Origin of the sequence: Vibrio albus (assembly GCF_003144035.1) — a bacterium.
Lineage (GTDB): Bacteria > Pseudomonadota > Gammaproteobacteria > Enterobacterales > Vibrionaceae > Vibrio > Vibrio albus.
On record NZ_QFWT01000005.1, the window covers coordinates 223,291 to 238,913 of the forward strand.

A 15,623-nucleotide genomic window follows, 5' to 3' on the forward strand; every position below is an offset into this window, starting at 1 on the left:
AAGAATATCTTAGGTCGTGCTCTGGAATAGCTTACGTAATTTTTTGTATCGCAGAGCCAACAACAGTGCGGTGATACCAAGGTATATACCCGGTTCGAGCAGTCCTGACTTTACTGACCAATAATAGTGTATGGCTCCGGCCCCAACGGCAACATAGACCCAGTTGTGCAGACGTTGCCAGTGTTTTCCCATTTTTGCCTGTATTTTCTTCGTTGACGTTATCGCCAGAAGAAGCAGAATTGTCCACGCCAGCATGCCCACAATCAGGTAGGGACGGCTAATGATTTCCTCGGCAATAAGAGAAAATTCCCAGGCCAGATCCAGCCACATAAAAGTGAACAAATGCAGTACCGCCCAGAAGAAGCTGTATAAACCCAGAAGGCGGCGAAACTTATACAGAAACCCCCATTTAAAAGATTTAGCAATTGGCGTGATCAGTAAAGTAAGAAACAGCAGGTGGAGGATGCCCTTACCGGTAAACTGCTGCATTGTTTTCACCGGATCACTGCCTAAATAACCATTAACGACCGCAAAATAAAGCCATACCAGAGCGAAGAGGTTAGCCGTATGGATAAACACCTTGCTGATAATAAGCTGATTACGAGTCATCCGCATTAGTAGTTCCTTCTCAGATCAATGTCCTTGTACAGTGAAGCCACCTCATCGGCATACCCGTTAAACATCAGTGTCTTCTGTCGGCGTGAGGAGAAGAGGGTACCTTCACCGATAAACCTTTCTGAGGCCTGACTCCAGCGGGGGTGATCCACATTGGGGTTCACATTGGCATAGAATCCGTATTCGTGGGGAGCCAGCAGGTTCCAGGTATTTGGCGGCCGGTTTTCTGTCAGGCGAATTTTCACAATGGACTTGATGCTCTTAAATCCGTATTTCCAGGGGACAACGAGACGTAAAGGCGCGCCATTCTGCGGAGCCAGAGTTTTACCATACAATCCGACAGCTATCAGTGTAAGCGGATGCATCGCCTCTTCTATGGTAAGTGCTTCTACATAAGGATAGTCGATACCGCCGCCAAGGTATCGGTCTTTCTGGCCTGGCATTTGTTCAGGATCATACAAAGTCTGAAAGGCTATATAACGGGCATTTCCCATTGGTTTGGCCAACTGAATAAGTTTACTTAAAGGAAAACCCAGCCAGGGAATGTTCATTGACCAGGCTTCTACGCATCGAAGCCGGTAGATTCGCTCTTCAATATCTATCTGTTTCAGCAAATCATAAAAATCGATTGTCATTGGTTTATGAACGTTACCCTCAACCTTAACCTGCCACGGATCGGTCACCAGACTCTGAGCGTTTTCTGCCGGCTGGTGTTTGGCGGTACCAAACTCGTAATAATTATTGTAGGTCAGCACCTTCTTCTCCGGTGTTAGCTCCAGAGATGGGTCAGAGAAAGGGGAAGCGACGGAATCTAACGCTGTTCGCTTGTCGGGAGCTTCTTTTTTTTTGCTGCTGAATACATCAAACAGACCGGCGGAGGCCGGAGCGGCCAAAGGCGCGGTGGCTGCCAGCACCCCAAGCTTCTGAATGATCTGACGTCTTTGTAGATAGACGCTTTCTGAGGTGGTCTGGTTTTCGGTAAGATGCCAGTTTTTTCGAATTTTGAATAACATGTTTATTCCTTTCCGGGCGGTACCAGGGTTAGTCACTGTAATGAGAGCATGGCTGATATTAGTATGAGACCGGAGAGTGAGATAATTTCTTTCAGTGTAATATAAAAAGGCGCTGTCAGAGCAGTAGTCAGTAGCCCGTCCTAAAGCCTTTTTATGTTCTCTGAAAAAACATTTTTTTTGTGACTAATATCGCGTTTACGTAGAAAATTCCCCGATGAGATGTAAATGATTACATTTATATGCAGTTAGTTTCTATATCAGCGTGGCTGATATTAAAGAAATACGATTTGATTATTTATCTTATTGTAGATAAAGACTTTATTTTCTTATTCCGAAATAAAAATATAGTCTTTTTCTGAGCTGGCTGATATATAGACATACTTAACATCTTTCTAAGCCAAATAAAAAATCAATAGGTTATGGAAATTCTCAAAAATGGAACGAAGTTCAAATATTGAATGGTATGATTTCTTGAACTAAATTCAAATACAGTGAGTTTATTGAGTTAAATTTCAATTAAGACGGCCATCGTTAATAAGAATAGATCAGACAGATGTCTGCCGTATTTATTATTAATAAGCAACAAAGCAATGAGTTTCATCTGGAGATAGGAATATGTCAGTAAAACGGGCTGGAAAATACCAAAGAACTTTTGATGAACAAGCAATGCAACAGATAGATAAAGTTAAAGACAAACTTAATGTTGCGGTGACTCAATATGAACAGCTGGCGGAAAGTTACTTACTGGGAGAGGTTAGCCAGAAAGCACGTAAAGATGCGTTTAAAAATAGTCAGCGTACCTATGCTAAGCTGGAAAAACTTCATCGGGAGTATTTACAAAAACAGGCATATAGCTCAAGCCAGCTGTAATAGCTGGCTTGCGTCTGTACCGACTTGATATGGAATTATCTTTCAGGGAATTCTTTTTTTCCTCTGCGTTGTTGATCGTCTTCATCAGTCATCCAGTGTTCAGTTGGATCAAAAGCTGCGTCACACAAATCAATAGTGAATCCCATTTCGGCGACTTCTTTTAAAGTCAGATTATCGGCTAATTTAGTAACATCTCCGGCTTTGTTGTGAAGTTCCATAATTTGCCCCCTGCAGTGGTTGCTTGGTTACCAGCCTCATCACTAGTATAGTTCCATGGTATTTTTTTCGCGTTGAAAACTAAAAAAAAGATTTCAGAAAGGATTATTTAGGTACATATATGACTAATCTCCTATGTTTTGGTGATTCGAACACCTGGGGTTTTGTTCCTAACAAAAACAGACGTTATACGCCATCAGAGCGTTGGCCTGGATTGCTTAGCCAATATCTGCCGGAGGAGTGGTGCATTGTTGAAGAAGGGCAACCGGGCAGAACTTCTCTCTATGAGGATGCTTCATGTGGATTTAGTTGCGGCTTGCCTGCATTAAAATCGGCTCTGAAACAACATGTTCCGCAACGAGTGATTATTATGCTGGGAACGAATGATCTGAAAACCAGCTTTGGTTTATCTGCCGAGGATATTTCGCACAGTACCGCGAAACTGGTGGAAGAGATTCAGAGTTCAGGGGTAGATGGCTCAGATATACTATTGGTTGCTCCACCACCTATTAATGAGAAAGGATCTTTCGCCAGGCTATTTTTCGCGGGCAGCGAGGAGAAATCCAGGCAGTTAGCTTATTACTATCAGCAAAGGGCTAAGGAACTGGGATGCCACTTTTTTGATGCCGGTAAAGTGGCTTCTGCCTGCCCGGACGAGGGTATCCACTGGCAGACAGAAGCGCACGCTGAAATGGCGAAAGCTATTGCCCCGATACTTTTAAATATGCCGGGCGAGCAAAGACACTAGGTTGAGTGGCTTACGACCGGTTAGGGCATAGATCTGATGGCTGCATGAAAAGCCATTACACACAACAGTGGCTTCGGGTTTATTTTCCAGTGCGGGTAATAGCGCCTGTTTTGCCATCTGTTGTGATTCCAGAGTATGCTCAGCCTCAAGCCCCCAACTACCCGCCATGCCGCAGCAGGATGCTTCAATAAAGGTAAACGGCAGATCCGGAATAAGACGCAGTGCTTTTCGCATGGATTTCATGGCTCCGACGGCTTTCTGGTGGCAGTGGCCATGAACTAAAATATCGTTGTTTTCGGTGTATGGTTTAAAAGGAGCTTTAAACCGGCCCGCGACAAGCTCTCGGCTAACAAACTCTTCAAACAGAAGGGTTTGTTTGGCCAGTTGTTCCGCTTTCTCCCCTAAGCCCAGCATCAGGAACTCATCACGCAGCATCAGTAGTGCTGAGGGTTCTAGCCCAACTATCCGGACGTTCTCTTTCAGGTAAGGGGAGAGTTGTGTCAGTAAGTCTTCAGCCTGTTGTTTTGCCCGCTCGATATAACCTTGTGAAAATAGGCTTCTTCCGCTGTCTAACAATGCCTTTTCTGACTTAGTTTTTCCGGGTATCTCGGATCCCGGATGAACAATGGTGACAGGATAGTTTGCTGCTTTTAATATGGCTTGTGCATCATCAGCCAGTTGAGGATGAAACAAAGCAGTAAAACTATCAACCAGCAACACGACAGATATAGGATTGGATTCATCGTTTACAACGCTGTCACTTGTATCATTCACAGGCTGATAAGGTGTGTCTGCCGGTTCTGGCATTGGAATTGACCCGTTTATGCCTAACAGGTGATGCCCCAATTTTGCTAACAAAGAGGACCGGTTACGCAGCTTTATCAGAGAGCCGATAACAGGGTATTTGTATAAAAGAAAAGGAAATTCAGCAAATAACCAGGAACGGAAAGACTTGTGCCTTGCCTGACGTTTCTGGGCAAGGTACTCGGCTTTTATTGCTGCCATATCGACATTGTTTTCACACTCTCTTTTACAGCCTTTACACGAAACACATTGATCCATAGAAGCCGCAAGGGATTTATCAGAGATAAAACGGGTTTCATCAGCATTAAGTAACGATTTAAACAGCTGAACCCGACCACCAGGAGACAATTGTGGGTCATCATTGAGGCGAAAACTGGGGCACATCACGCCACGATTGTCGGGTTTCTGACAAACACCACTGCGAATACAAACGGATATGGCCTTGGCAAAATCCTCCCCGTGTTTGGGAATATCAGCATATGCGTCCCCCATGCCCTGATCTTCGTAGTTAGACCAATCTAATGCTTTTTTCATTTAAGCTCCGTGAATTATGTCCGTATACATTGCTTAATCAAGTTCAGTGCCAGGTTTTTAATGGCGATGTTTTATACTTTAATTTGTTTTTATTGATGGTTATTTGTGCTGAATGTCGTGTGATATGTAAGCTGATATTAGAAATATATTTACCTTGATGGGTGTTTGTGCTTTTATCTTGTGGCCTGTGGATATATGGTCTCAGGAAAGAAAAATAATCAACACAACTTAAGTTCTCAGGAGCACAATAATTTATGGAATTATGGAAGAAAATATTACTTGGGATGGTATTCGGGGTCGTTGTCGGTAGCATACTAGGGCCGGACGCAGAGGTACTTAAACCAATAGGGACCCTGTTTGTTAATTCAATCAAAATGTTGATTGTTCCGTTGGTCTTCTGTTCATTGATAGTTGGTATTACGTCAATGAAAGATACAAAAAAAATGGGGCGTATTGGCCTAAAAGCGGTTGCTTTGTACCTTGGTACGACAGCAGTGGCTATTTCAATCGGTATTGTACTTTCTATTGTCTTTGCACCAGGTGAAGGCCTGAACATGGTGGCATCAAATCCGGATGCTGTGGCTAAAGACGCGCCTTCTCTGATCCAAACATTACTCAATATCATCCCTAAAAACCCTGTAGGGGCACTGGCAGCTGGTAACATTCTTCAAATCATCGTTTTTGCTGTTGGCCTTGGTATTTCTCTGGTATTGATTGGAGAAAAAGGGGAGCCTGCCGTAAAGGTATTCGAAGCACTGGCAGAAGCCATGTATAAGCTGACAGAGCTTGTGATGAAACTGGCTCCGTTTGGTGTATTTGGTTTGATGGCATGGGTTGCAGGAAAATATGGCCTGGATGTGTTGCTGCCTCTGGTGAAAGTGATCGCTGTGGTTTATTTGTGTGCAACAGTGCATATTGTCGTGTTCTACAGTGGGCTGGTCAGTACACTTGGACGCTTGAATCCCGTTCGCTATCTGCGTAGCCTGACTAACCCTGCAGCGGTTGCATTTACTACAACAAGTAGTTCGGGGACGTTACCTGCGACTATTAAAACGGCCCGCGAAGAGCTGGGCGTGTCTAAAGGCGTTTCAAGTTTTGTTCTGCCGTTGGGCGCAACTATTAACATGGATGGTACCGCCCTCTATCAGGGTGTGTGTGCGCTGTTTGTTGCTCAGGCGTTTGGCATTGATCTGGAAACCAGCGACTATATCACGATTGTGTTGACGGCAACGCTGGCTTCTGTTGGTACAGCGGGTGTACCGGGCGCAGGCCTGATTATGTTGTCTCTGGTATTAACCACGGTTGGCCTGCCATTAGAAGGCCTGGCTATCGTTGCAGGTATCGACCGTATTCTTGATATGGCGCGTACTGTCGTTAATATTTGTGGCGATATGATGGTGTCTGTGCTGGTAGCGAAAAGCGAAGGCGAGCTGGATGAGACAATCTTCAATGACACTGAAGTTAAGCGGGATATCGAGACAGCTTAAGCTAACTATATGATAATAAAGCCGCCTCTCTACAGGCGGCTTTATTGTTTAATTGACAAGTTAAACTATTTCTCGGGTTAACCGACCCCTTATATGCGCTGACTTATCAAAGTGATCAGTCGTGTCGGCCAACCATTTTCTCCTCTACTTCCTGTTGTCCTTTTAGTAACAGAATGGCTTCATCTGCTGGTTTCGGCGGGCTAAACAGATATCCCTGGATCAGTACACTGTTCTCCTGGGGCAGGTAGTTGAGTTGTTCGTGTTCTTCTATGCCTTCTACAACAACTTTTAGGTGCAGAGCGTGCGCCATTGTTACGACTGCCGAAAGAATGATGCTGTTATTACCTTCGTGTAGATCTTTAATAAATGCGCGGTCAATTTTCAAAATATCGATTGGCAATGTTCGCAAATAACCCAGTGAGGAATATCCGGTGCCAAAATCATCCAGTGCAACCTGTACTCCTATCTCTCGAAGTTTTCTCAGGTTGGTCAGTACTTTTTCATCGCCTTTGATGACAGACGATTCTGTCAGTTCGACATAAATGCTGTCGAACGGAATGTCATAGTGTTTTACGCTGGCTTCTATTTCTTTGACGATATCCGCGTCGTTGACCTGCAAAGCTGAAAGGTTAATGCCGACCCGAAAATCTTTATAGCCAGCTTTTCTCCACTGGTATATCTGAAAACAAACGTTAGTGATGATCCATGAGCCAATACGCATGATCAGACCATTTTCTTCGGCGATCTGAATAAATTTATCCGGCGGTATATTACCAAGCTCTTCATCTCTCCAGCGTATTAATGCCTCGTAGGACTGAATTTTCAGGTTCATACTGTCAACAATGGGTTGGTAGTGGATGCTGAAATTGCCGCGTTCGGTCGCCTGGTACAGGCGCTGTTCTATCCGGGCTCTTTCTTTTGTTTGTTGACTGATGGCTGGCGAATAGTAGCAATACTTATTTTTGCCGCTTTTTTTCGCCTCAGACATGGCCTGGTCGGCAAATATGATCAGCTCTTCGGCATCTTTTGTGTCGTTTTACCATAGAGCAATACCAATACTGGCTGTTACATAAACCGTATGCTCATTAATAGGAATCGGCCGGTTAATGGCTTCCATGATTCGCTCAGCTACCAGTGCCGCCTGATATGGAGCCCGAAGGTGGGGGAGAAGAATGGTAAACTCATCACCGCCAAGCCTTGAACAATTGCTTCTTTCATTATTCTGCTGATCGTTTTCTGCTTCATCATACTCGATACGTGTCGCCATATCTTCTGTTCTTAATAATTCTCTCAGGATATTGGCTATGGTCTGCAGAAGAAGGTCACCAGTGGCATGATTCATGTTGTCATTGACGGATTTAAAATTATCTAAGTCGACATACAGCAGAGCCAGTATTTCATGTTCATGATCGGCGTATTGGATTGCGCGCATCAGGTTGCGCTGGAATAGGGTACGGTTTGGCAAACCTGTAAGAGAATCGATATAGGCAAGGTTGTGAATTCTCTGATTAGAGCGATAGAGTTCATGGCTGAAGTAAGTATAAGCACTGGCCAGTTCATTCAGCTCGTCACTGGTTGTTTTGGGAATCTCAACGATCTCTTCTCCAGTGCGTAATTGATACACAGCCTGATTAATGGTTTCTATAGGGGTTAATATGTAGTTGCGAAACAGCTTCAGCATGAGAGGAATAGAGATCAGCAGCATCAGAGCGGCAAGAGCTAAAATGAAACTGTTGATACTCAATGACGAGGCCAGAAGAACATTTTCCGGAATGTATGCATGGAAAATCAGATCCTGGGCCAGTTTCGTTGAAAAATGCTGGACTCTCTGATCATCTATGGTGGTACTGGTCCACTGATTAACGGGTAAAGTCTTCAGTTGTTTTATCAGATTATCACTATTTAAAATTTGCTTTTCACCGGGATAAGGCTGATAAATTTGGTTGCTTCGGGTAAGCAATGTGGTTCCCTGGTCCCATGGTGAGGGGATGTTGTGGAACAGTAGGTCTGTCGGGTCAATAGAGGCTGCCAGATAGCCTCTGGTTTTGGGGGCGGTGGTAAAGGTATCTTGGGTACGATCCCGGAAAATAATGGGTACAGAGACATAAAAAGTGTTCTTTTCTGTATCCGGGTTAATACCTAAATAAGTATGGAAGGCCGTTTTTTGCTGTTGTATTTCCCTGAAGAAAAGTGAGCCAGATTCATCTTCAGTGTAATTAACAGCGTTACGATTAGATACCCACAGATCCTCATAGCCGTTTGGAAGCAGTAAACTGATTTCCCTCAATTTAGGGTTTGTGTTTTGTACCGCGTGTAATTTTGCCAACATAGGTTTATGCATCAGCATATATCTGTCGGATTCGTCTTTAGTGAGAAGATACTGCCTCAGTAAGCTATCTTCAGACAGTGTTTTAAGTGCAATGGCGGTTTCTGTTATTCCATCGCGATAATGCATCTCCAGATGCTCGATGTAGTATTCAAGCTGAGCATGGCTGGTGTCCATATTTCGGTGCCAAAGCAGGTAGTAAGAGTACACTCCAACTAAAAGTAACGGAATAGTGACCAGAGGAATGATAGTCAGGCTTACTTTTGAGTTCAGGCGCATACTTACCTCCCATTACCTATAAGCTTGGCGCTGATGGCATTTCGTTGTTTGAGTTGTTTTGGGGGAATTAGGCGAAATTGTTCTGATTTCATTAAAACATCTTCGCTTGGAAAGATTATCGGATTGCTCAGGTAGTCTTCCGAAACCCATTTCTTAGCGCTGTTATTTGGAGTGGCATAGTTAGTGTAAACCGCTAACTGAGCCGCATTTTCTGGTTGGTTGATAAAATTAATAAATGCATGAGCGAGGTCAGGTCTGTGGGATTTGGCTCCTACAGTCAGATAGTCTGCCCACAGGTTGGTTCCTTCTTCTGGTATGGTAAACGCCAGCTGATCGAGAGGATCTTTTTCCATGACAGCTAATGCATCACCGCTGTAGGCAACGGTTATCCAGAGGTCACCAGATAAAATTTCTGAATCATTCCCAACAGAAATATATTGGTAGGAACGAACATAATGTTTTTGCTTACGAAGTAGATCGGCCGCCTGTTTTAATGCTTTAGCACTTCCTTCATTGATGGAGTAGCCCAGGGCTTTGAGCGCGATACTGATCATCTCATTGCTGTCTGAAAACATCCCGACCTTTCCTTTCAGGGCTGGCGCGGGCTTAAATAGGTCCATCCAGCTGGTTATCTTGTACGGAATATGATCTCTCCGGTAGAGAATACCGGTTGTACCCCAGAAGTAGGGGACACCATAAGTATTCACGTATGGATAGGCATTTAACCATTTCTTACTGATGTGCCGCCGGTTAGGAACCCGTGTCAGGTCGAGGGGGGCTAGCCAGCCGTGGTGAATATAAGGTTCGATATCAATACCTGACGTTAAAATAATATCGAAGCCTTCTGCATCGTTATCAAGAAGAATTTGAGTGCGGTGTTCATCCGATTCAAAATAGATCTCTGAAACCCGGGTGTGAAATGCTTGTTCAAACTGCTTAACCAGATTTGGATCCAGGTATTCCGCCCAGTTAAGAATAATGAGTCTATCATTCGGGGCATTATCTTCAGCCAGAGCGATATGGGTATTTTGAGTAATCAGTAAAAGGAGCAGTAATCCGTACTGACGCCATTGCTTAACCATATCCCTAGCCTTTAATTTGTAGTTATAACAAAAGGCTAGTCCATGCTCATATTCAAGCAAGTGTTTAGATTTGAGACATTTGTTACTTTTTTGTTAAGTAACGAAATTTACCATGATAATAATAGATTTATTAATAGCGAATACATTCTTTCTGTTTATATAAAAGGGAGGATGTAATGTTTTTGGTTATATCAATTAGTGTCATGATGCTAGGGGGTACCCTAGTCTGAAGTAACAACCAGCCCCACCACTGAGGTGGGGTGGTGTTGGAGGGAAAAGACGATAGCAAATAATCAATCGGCGGTTGATTTCGCTACATCAATATAAATATCACGCAGTTTCTTTGCTATTTCTCCGGGTTTTCCATCGCCAATGGAATGTCCGTCAATATTAATGACCGGCCAGACAAAAGTAGTGGCAGAGCTAACGAAGGCTTCTTTCGCCTGATAGGCTTCTTCAATGGTAAAATTACGTTCTTCTACTTCGATACTGGCATCGTTCGCCAGTTGCAGAAGGCTTTTACGGGTAATACCGTGCAGGATATCGTTACTTAACGGGCGGGTGATAAGTTTGCCTTCCTGAGTCACAATATAAGCATTGTTTGAGCTGCCCTCTGTAACATGACCGTCTTCGATAAGCCAAGCGTCAGAAGCACCAGCTGCCAGAGCGGCTTGTTTAGCCAGACAAGGAGCCAGTAGCCCTACAGTTTTAATATCACGGCGTCTCCAGCGAATATCCGGCACAGAAATCACTTTGATGCCTTTTTCAGCTTTAGCACAGTGGATCAGCTCACGGCTTTGGGTAAACAGTACCAAAGTTGGTTCAATATCTTCTGAAGGAAAGGCAAAATCACGATCACCGGTGCTGCCGCGAGTAAGTTGGAGGTAAATACCGCCTTCTACCAGTGCGTTTTTCTTAATCAGCTCTTTCTGGATGGATGTCAGAACTTCAGCTGAGACTGGTAATTTCAGTTCGAGCTCTTTACAAGAACGCTCAAGTCGGGCGATATGACCATCATTGTCGATCAATTTGCCATCGAGTACCGCAGTCACTTCATATACCGCATCAGAAAACAGGAAGCCTCGGTCGAATACAGAAACTGTCGCTTCTGACTCTGGCATATAGCCGCCATTTACGTAAACAATTCGTTCCATAGTATGTATATCCTTTAGGTAACGGGCTGTATTGAGCCCGCTACTCATTTATTTTACTCAGGAGAGCATTGACTCTCCCCCGGGATCAGCCCCATAGACCTGCAGAAAATGGCTGCATCTCATTCATACTGAACTCGAAGCCGTTGTCTATATCCGTTTCGAGCAGTAGTGGGCCGTCTAAATCGACGATCTCTGCACCCTGAGCGACAACAAAAGCTGGTGCCATACTCAGCGAAGAAGCCAGCATGCAGCCTACCATCACCTGTAATCCCAGCTTTTCCGCTTCCTGTTTCACGGCGAGTGCTTCTGTTAAGCCACCGGTTTTATCGATCTTTATGTTGATCATTTCATAGCGTTCAGCCAGCTTCGCCAGGTTTTTTCTGTCGTGGCAAGATTCATCAGCACAGATTGGAATCGGATGTTCCAGCTCTGCAAGTACAGCGTCGTTGTCCGAAGGGAAAGGCTGTTCGATCATTGCTACGTCGAGCTTTACCAGTTCCGGGATCAACTGTTGATAAAGCTCCGGTGTCCAGGCTTCATTCGCATCTAATATAATTTTAGACGCTGGAGCACCTCTGCGGACAGCTTGTACTCTGGCTAAATCTTCCTCTCCGCCCAGTTTGAGTTTCAGCAGAGGGCGACTGGCATTATCGATGGCCGCTTTTTCCATATTGTCTGGTGTATCCAGAGAAAGGGTATAAGCCGTCACCAACGGTTTCGGGCTGATACCTACTTTATCCCATATGGAGGTCTTTGAAGCTTTACATTCCCAGTCCCAGAAGGCACAGTCGAGTGCGTTACGGGCGGCTCCGGAAGGTAACCATTTCTGGATATCGTCCCTTGTCGGAATATTTTCTTTCAGCTTTGGAATCACCGCTTCCAACTGAGTCAACACACTGGCAACCGATTCGTTGTATCTGGCGTAGGGAACGCACTCTCCCCGCCCGACAACACCGTTTTCTTCGATCTCAACGACAACCACTTCAGCTTCGGTTTTACTGCCTCTTGAGATAGTAAAACTGCCTCGTATCGGCCAGCTGTTAGCGTAAATACGAACTTTCATTACGCGTCCTCTCTGACCGCGCATTCAACGATTCGGCTAACACCCTGACGGAAAGGATCGACAGTTGGCAAGCCAGTTTCAGTCTCGATTTTGTCCATAAGAGCGAGTGCTTCTGCTTCTTCCAGTTGAGAGGTATTGACGGAAATGCCGACAAAATGAGCTGCTGGGTTAGTCAGCCGCGCTGTTGCCAGGTTGGCTGCCATACATTCCTGGATACTTGGTAAGGAATATTCAGGTACACCACGCATATGAGTTCGGGTTGGCTCATGGCACAGAACCAGAGCATCTGCCTGGCTACCGTGGATCAGACCCGTAGTCACGCCAGCAAAAGATGGGTGGAACAGAGAACCCTGACCTTCCAGAATGTCCCAGTGATCATCTGTGTTGTCCGGAGAAATAGCTTCGATAGCACCCGCAATAAAGTCTGCGACTACACAGTCAACACTGACGCCGTTACCGCTGATTAGGATTCCGGTTTGTCCGGTTGCACGGAAATCAACGTTAATGCCTTGTGCATTCATTTCTTTTTCAATTGCCAGAGAGGTATACATTTTACCTACCGAGCAGTCGGTACCAACGGTAAGCAGGCGTTTACCCGAACGTTTTTTACCATTCGCGACAGGGTAGCTTTGTGTCGGATAGCGAACATCGAACAATTTTCTGCCTGCTCGGTTGGCAACCTCAACAAGTTCAGGAATGTCATTCAGACGATTGTGCAGACCGGATGCGAGATCCATACCGGCTTCCAGTGCTTCTTTAAGAACACTGATCCATTCTTCAGAGATTATACCACCGCGGTTTGCAACACCGATGACCAGTGTTTTTGCGCCCGCTTTAGCCGCAGCTTCAATAGTCATATCTTCAAGGCCACAATCAGCCTGACAAGATTCCAGACGGAACTGGCCTACACAATACTCTGGGTGCCATTGTTTAATACCCTGAGCAACTTTAGCTGCTAGTGGATCGGCTGCATCACCAAGGAAAAGAAGGTAAGGCTTTTGTAATTCCATTTTGATCTCCATACATCATAGCTCCCTGCCGGAGCCTTCTGATAATCTTAATGTGGTCATATATTTTGTTTGATTCGTAAATTGCAGAGCAAAATTCATGACAACTTTTCGGATATTACATAAAAAAATTAAAAAGTAACCAGCTTTAACTCAGCTGTGTGAATGGATTGGGGGATTTTTCGAGGTTTGTTTTATGATGAAATCTGTTTTTGATAATTCGTCTTTTTGTTGTTTTTATGAAATTAAATACTGTATGAGTTGTGGGGGTGAAATGATTGTCTGCCTCTTTGTCGATTGACCATTTTATATAATTTTTAGAATTTGCGTTGATGGCAGAATATTATGTTGGTATTGGAGGGGGGGAATTTTTTGCACTTTTATGAAGCGACGCAGGTTTAAAGATTTATCCTGTCTTATGTGGTAGGTGATTATCCTTGTTTTTAAGTTTATTGTGCACTAAAAATAAGCACGATGCATTTTATTGGTGCATTTTATGGCTGTTTTTGTGGGAAATAATGAAATTTATATCTTCTTTGTTTTAGGGGGATTTTTGGTAGGAATGTATCTGAGTAGTAGATAAACCCAAAATCATTGATTTTCATTAAGTTTAAAAATATCGTATTTTCTAGTGTTTTATTCCGTATGTGTGCGCTCTGTTAGAGCATATGGCCGCTATTTTTTGATAAATAGCACAACAAAAATATGGCGTTGTCCTCTTTCAAGTTTTAGTATTTGCTCTATCTCTATTTCTGGTCTGCTAATTGCTATCAGACAAATGTCCTGATAATGGCATAAGGAAATAGTGTTATACCCAAGTGAACTCAAGGTTCAGCAATTAGAACATTCAGTGTTTAGAGCATGGGTATATCTGTTTTAGCTCCGGTCCCGGTAACTCTTTGATTGTACTTTCTTAAGGGACCTCCAGAGCATAAATTTATAATTCGGAGATAGATAATGGACCTGGTAACAGATTTTATTAGTCAGATTAATGGCTTAGTATGGGGTTGGCCGATGCTGATCCTGATTTTAGGCATTGGTATTTATTTAAGCCTAGGACTGAAATTATTTCCTATTCTTCAACTGGGCAGTGCATTCAAGTTACTTTGGGATGGCCGATCTTCGAATGATGATGGAGAGATCCCTCCTTATCAGGCGCTGATGACGGCAATGTCTGCAACTGTGGGTACAGGTAACATTGCAGGGGTCGCGACAGCGGTATTTATTGGTGGCCCCGGCGCGCTGTTCTGGATGTGGATAACGGCGCTGTTTGGTATGGCAACGAAGTTTGCTGAAGCGGTCCTGGCGGTAAAGTATCGTGAAAAAGATAAGAACGGTGCGTATGTTGGCGGGCCTATGTACTATATTAAAAATGGTATGGGCCAGAAGTGGGCTTGGCTGGGTACATTATTCGCTGTCTTTGGTGCTATTGCCGGTTTTGGGATTGGCAACACAGTACAGTCCAACTCCATTGCTCAGGTTCTTGAGTCCAACTTTGGTTTTTCTCCTTTAGTTGTTGGCCTGGTAGTTATGGTTGCAGTCGGTTTGGTGATTATTGGTGGTATTAAACGTATCGGTAAATTCGCAGGGGCCATGGTACCGTTTATGGCGGTTGCTTATGTGGCAAGTGGTTTACTGATTCTTGGTATGAATGCAGATAAAGTTGGTGATGCGTTCGCGATTATCTTTACTCATGCGTTCAGTCCGGCTTCTGCGACGGGCGGTTTTGCAGGCGCAAGTATCATGATGGCCATTCGTTTCGGTGTTGCTCGAGGTATCTTCTCTAACGAAGCGGGTCTGGGTTCCGCTCCTATTGCACACGCCAGTGCTCAGACTAGTGATCCGGTTCGTCAAGGTCTGGTCGCTATGTTAGGTACTTTTATGGACACGCTTCTGATCTGTACGATCACGGGTCTGGTCATCATCATTTCCGGTGCCTGGACTGAAGGTGAGTCTGGTGCCGCACTGACGTCTCTGGCTTTTGATACTGTGCTTCCGGGTTGGGGTAGCAACATGGTTGCTATTGGTCTGGCTGTGTTTGCCTTCACAACTATTATCGGCTGGTCTATCTATGGTGAACGTTGCGTTGAGTACCTCTTTGGTGAAAAAGCCGTTCTGCCTTATCGTGTGCTTTGGGTCATTGCGGTGCCGGTTGGTGCAGCTCTGAATCTTGATTTTGTCTGGCTGGTGGCGGATACGCTGAATGCCATGATGGCGATTCCTAACCTGATTGCACTAGCGGTACTGAGTCCTGTAGTATTTGCTCTTACAAAGAGCTATTTCTCTTCAGATAAAGAACAGTCGGCTTCTTCAGTGCGAGCAACGAAATAATCCTCTTTTTAGCTGCCTGGGGTCTGTACATTGCTCACAGCGTTGTGAACAGGCCCTAATCTCTCTGAGCAGCTTCTCATCATTTCAGGGTAAA

At 44.5% G+C, this 15,623-nt stretch carries 14 protein-coding genes; 4 read left to right on the forward strand and 10 right to left on the reverse strand.

Features of this window, described 5'->3' with window-relative positions:
- Positions 1–9 precede the first annotated feature (9 nt).
- On the reverse strand, positions 10–615 hold the full coding sequence (gene msrQ / locus DI392_RS10905) for a protein-methionine-sulfoxide reductase heme-binding subunit MsrQ (protein ID WP_109319940.1): 606 nt from the start codon (positions 613–615) through the stop codon (positions 10–12).
- Positions 615–1,628 carry a protein-methionine-sulfoxide reductase catalytic subunit MsrP gene (msrP, locus tag DI392_RS10910; RefSeq protein ID WP_109319941.1) on the reverse strand — a complete coding sequence of 338 codons (1,014 nt, stop codon included), beginning with the start codon at positions 1,626–1,628 and terminating at the stop codon, positions 615–617. Before msrP ends, msrQ begins: the two co-directional genes overlap by 1 nt.
- Positions 1,629–2,243: 615 nt before the next feature.
- Between msrP and DI392_RS10915 the strand changes: the two genes are divergently transcribed.
- On the forward strand, positions 2,244–2,498 hold the full coding sequence (locus tag DI392_RS10915) for a hypothetical protein (RefSeq protein ID WP_109319942.1): 255 nt from the start codon (positions 2,244–2,246) through the stop codon (positions 2,496–2,498).
- Positions 2,499–2,533: 35 nt separating this feature from the next.
- On the opposite strand, the gene DI392_RS10920 is transcribed toward DI392_RS10915, so the two are convergent.
- Positions 2,534–2,716, reverse strand: a complete 183-nt coding sequence (locus DI392_RS10920) for a hypothetical protein (RefSeq protein WP_109319943.1) — start codon at positions 2,714–2,716, stop codon at positions 2,534–2,536.
- Positions 2,717–2,835: 119 nt separating this feature from the next.
- Between DI392_RS10920 and DI392_RS10925 the strand changes: the two genes are divergently transcribed.
- Complete coding sequence (locus DI392_RS10925; protein WP_109319944.1) at positions 2,836–3,462, forward strand: SGNH/GDSL hydrolase family protein; 627 nt, start codon at positions 2,836–2,838, stop codon at positions 3,460–3,462.
- On the opposite strand, the gene DI392_RS10930 is transcribed toward DI392_RS10925, so the two are convergent.
- A complete protein-coding gene (locus DI392_RS10930; RefSeq protein ID WP_109319945.1) occupies positions 3,433–4,800 on the reverse strand; it encodes a (Fe-S)-binding protein in 1,368 nt (455 codons plus the stop codon). The genes DI392_RS10925 and DI392_RS10930 overlap by 30 nt on opposite strands.
- Before the next feature lie 254 nt (positions 4,801–5,054).
- Between DI392_RS10930 and DI392_RS10935 the strand changes: the two genes are divergently transcribed.
- Positions 5,055–6,287, forward strand: coding sequence for a dicarboxylate/amino acid:cation symporter (locus DI392_RS10935; protein WP_109319946.1), 1,233 nt, complete (start codon positions 5,055–5,057; stop codon positions 6,285–6,287).
- 115 nt (positions 6,288–6,402) lie between these two features.
- Here the strand turns inward: DI392_RS10935 and DI392_RS10940 are convergent, their stop codons facing one another.
- From DI392_RS10940 to dgcN, 6 genes are all read right to left on the reverse strand, one after another.
- On the reverse strand, positions 6,403–7,275 hold the full coding sequence (locus tag DI392_RS10940) for a putative bifunctional diguanylate cyclase/phosphodiesterase (RefSeq protein WP_109319947.1): 873 nt from the start codon (positions 7,273–7,275) through the stop codon (positions 6,403–6,405).
- Between the two features lie 48 nt (positions 7,276–7,323).
- A complete protein-coding gene (locus DI392_RS10945; protein ID WP_109319948.1) occupies positions 7,324–8,892 on the reverse strand; it encodes an EAL domain-containing protein in 1,569 nt (522 codons plus the stop codon).
- A 2-nt stretch (positions 8,893–8,894) separates the two neighbouring features.
- Positions 8,895–9,974 (reverse strand): polyamine ABC transporter substrate-binding protein, encoded by a 1,080-nt coding sequence (locus DI392_RS10950; protein WP_109319949.1) that lies wholly within the window; start codon positions 9,972–9,974, stop codon positions 8,895–8,897.
- Between the two features lie 293 nt (positions 9,975–10,267).
- Positions 10,268–11,128, reverse strand: coding sequence for a D-amino-acid transaminase (locus DI392_RS10955; protein WP_109319950.1), 861 nt, complete (start codon positions 11,126–11,128; stop codon positions 10,268–10,270).
- An 85-nt stretch (positions 11,129–11,213) separates the two neighbouring features.
- The gene (gene dgcA / locus DI392_RS10960) at positions 11,214–12,191 is read right to left on the reverse strand and encodes an N-acetyl-D-Glu racemase DgcA (RefSeq protein WP_109319951.1); all 978 of its coding nucleotides are present in this window, start codon (positions 12,189–12,191) and stop codon (positions 11,214–11,216) included.
- Positions 12,191–13,201, reverse strand: a complete 1,011-nt coding sequence (gene dgcN, locus DI392_RS10965) for an N-acetyltransferase DgcN (protein WP_109319952.1) — start codon at positions 13,199–13,201, stop codon at positions 12,191–12,193. Before dgcN ends, dgcA begins: the two co-directional genes overlap by 1 nt.
- Before the next feature lie 954 nt (positions 13,202–14,155).
- On the opposite strand from dgcN, the gene DI392_RS10970 reads away from it, so the two are divergent.
- Entirely contained in the window at positions 14,156–15,529 is a 1,374-nt protein-coding gene (locus DI392_RS10970) for an alanine/glycine:cation symporter family protein (RefSeq protein ID WP_109319953.1), read from the forward strand.
- The last annotated feature ends 94 nt before the right edge of the window (positions 15,530–15,623 follow it).

What these genes read in the sequence shown, in the direction of transcription:
- msrQ (WP_109319940.1), bottom strand. Translation starts at nt 615, where the DNA reads ATGCGGATGACTCGTAATCAGCTTATTATCAGCAAGGTGTTTATCCAT.
- msrP (WP_109319941.1), bottom strand. Translation starts at nt 1,628, where the DNA reads ATGTTATTCAAAATTCGAAAAAACTGGCATCTTACCGAAAACCAGACC.
- DI392_RS10915 (WP_109319942.1), top strand. Translation starts at nt 2,244, where the DNA reads ATGTCAGTAAAACGGGCTGGAAAATACCAAAGAACTTTTGATGAACAA.
- DI392_RS10920 (WP_109319943.1), bottom strand. Translation starts at nt 2,716, where the DNA reads ATGGAACTTCACAACAAAGCCGGAGATGTTACTAAATTAGCCGATAAT.
- DI392_RS10925 (WP_109319944.1), top strand. Translation starts at nt 2,836, where the DNA reads ATGACTAATCTCCTATGTTTTGGTGATTCGAACACCTGGGGTTTTGTT.
- DI392_RS10930 (WP_109319945.1), bottom strand. Translation starts at nt 4,800, where the DNA reads ATGAAAAAAGCATTAGATTGGTCTAACTACGAAGATCAGGGCATGGGG.
- DI392_RS10935 (WP_109319946.1), top strand. Translation starts at nt 5,055, where the DNA reads ATGGAATTATGGAAGAAAATATTACTTGGGATGGTATTCGGGGTCGTT.
- DI392_RS10940 (WP_109319947.1), bottom strand. Translation starts at nt 7,275, where the DNA reads ATGTCTGAGGCGAAAAAAAGCGGCAAAAATAAGTATTGCTACTATTCG.
- DI392_RS10945 (WP_109319948.1), bottom strand. Translation starts at nt 8,892, where the DNA reads ATGCGCCTGAACTCAAAAGTAAGCCTGACTATCATTCCTCTGGTCACT.
- DI392_RS10950 (WP_109319949.1), bottom strand. Translation starts at nt 9,974, where the DNA reads ATGGTTAAGCAATGGCGTCAGTACGGATTACTGCTCCTTTTACTGATT.
- DI392_RS10955 (WP_109319950.1), bottom strand. Translation starts at nt 11,128, where the DNA reads ATGGAACGAATTGTTTACGTAAATGGCGGCTATATGCCAGAGTCAGAA.
- dgcA (WP_109319951.1), bottom strand. Translation starts at nt 12,191, where the DNA reads ATGAAAGTTCGTATTTACGCTAACAGCTGGCCGATACGAGGCAGTTTT.
- dgcN (WP_109319952.1), bottom strand. Translation starts at nt 13,201, where the DNA reads ATGGAATTACAAAAGCCTTACCTTCTTTTCCTTGGTGATGCAGCCGAT.
- DI392_RS10970 (WP_109319953.1), top strand. Translation starts at nt 14,156, where the DNA reads ATGGACCTGGTAACAGATTTTATTAGTCAGATTAATGGCTTAGTATGG.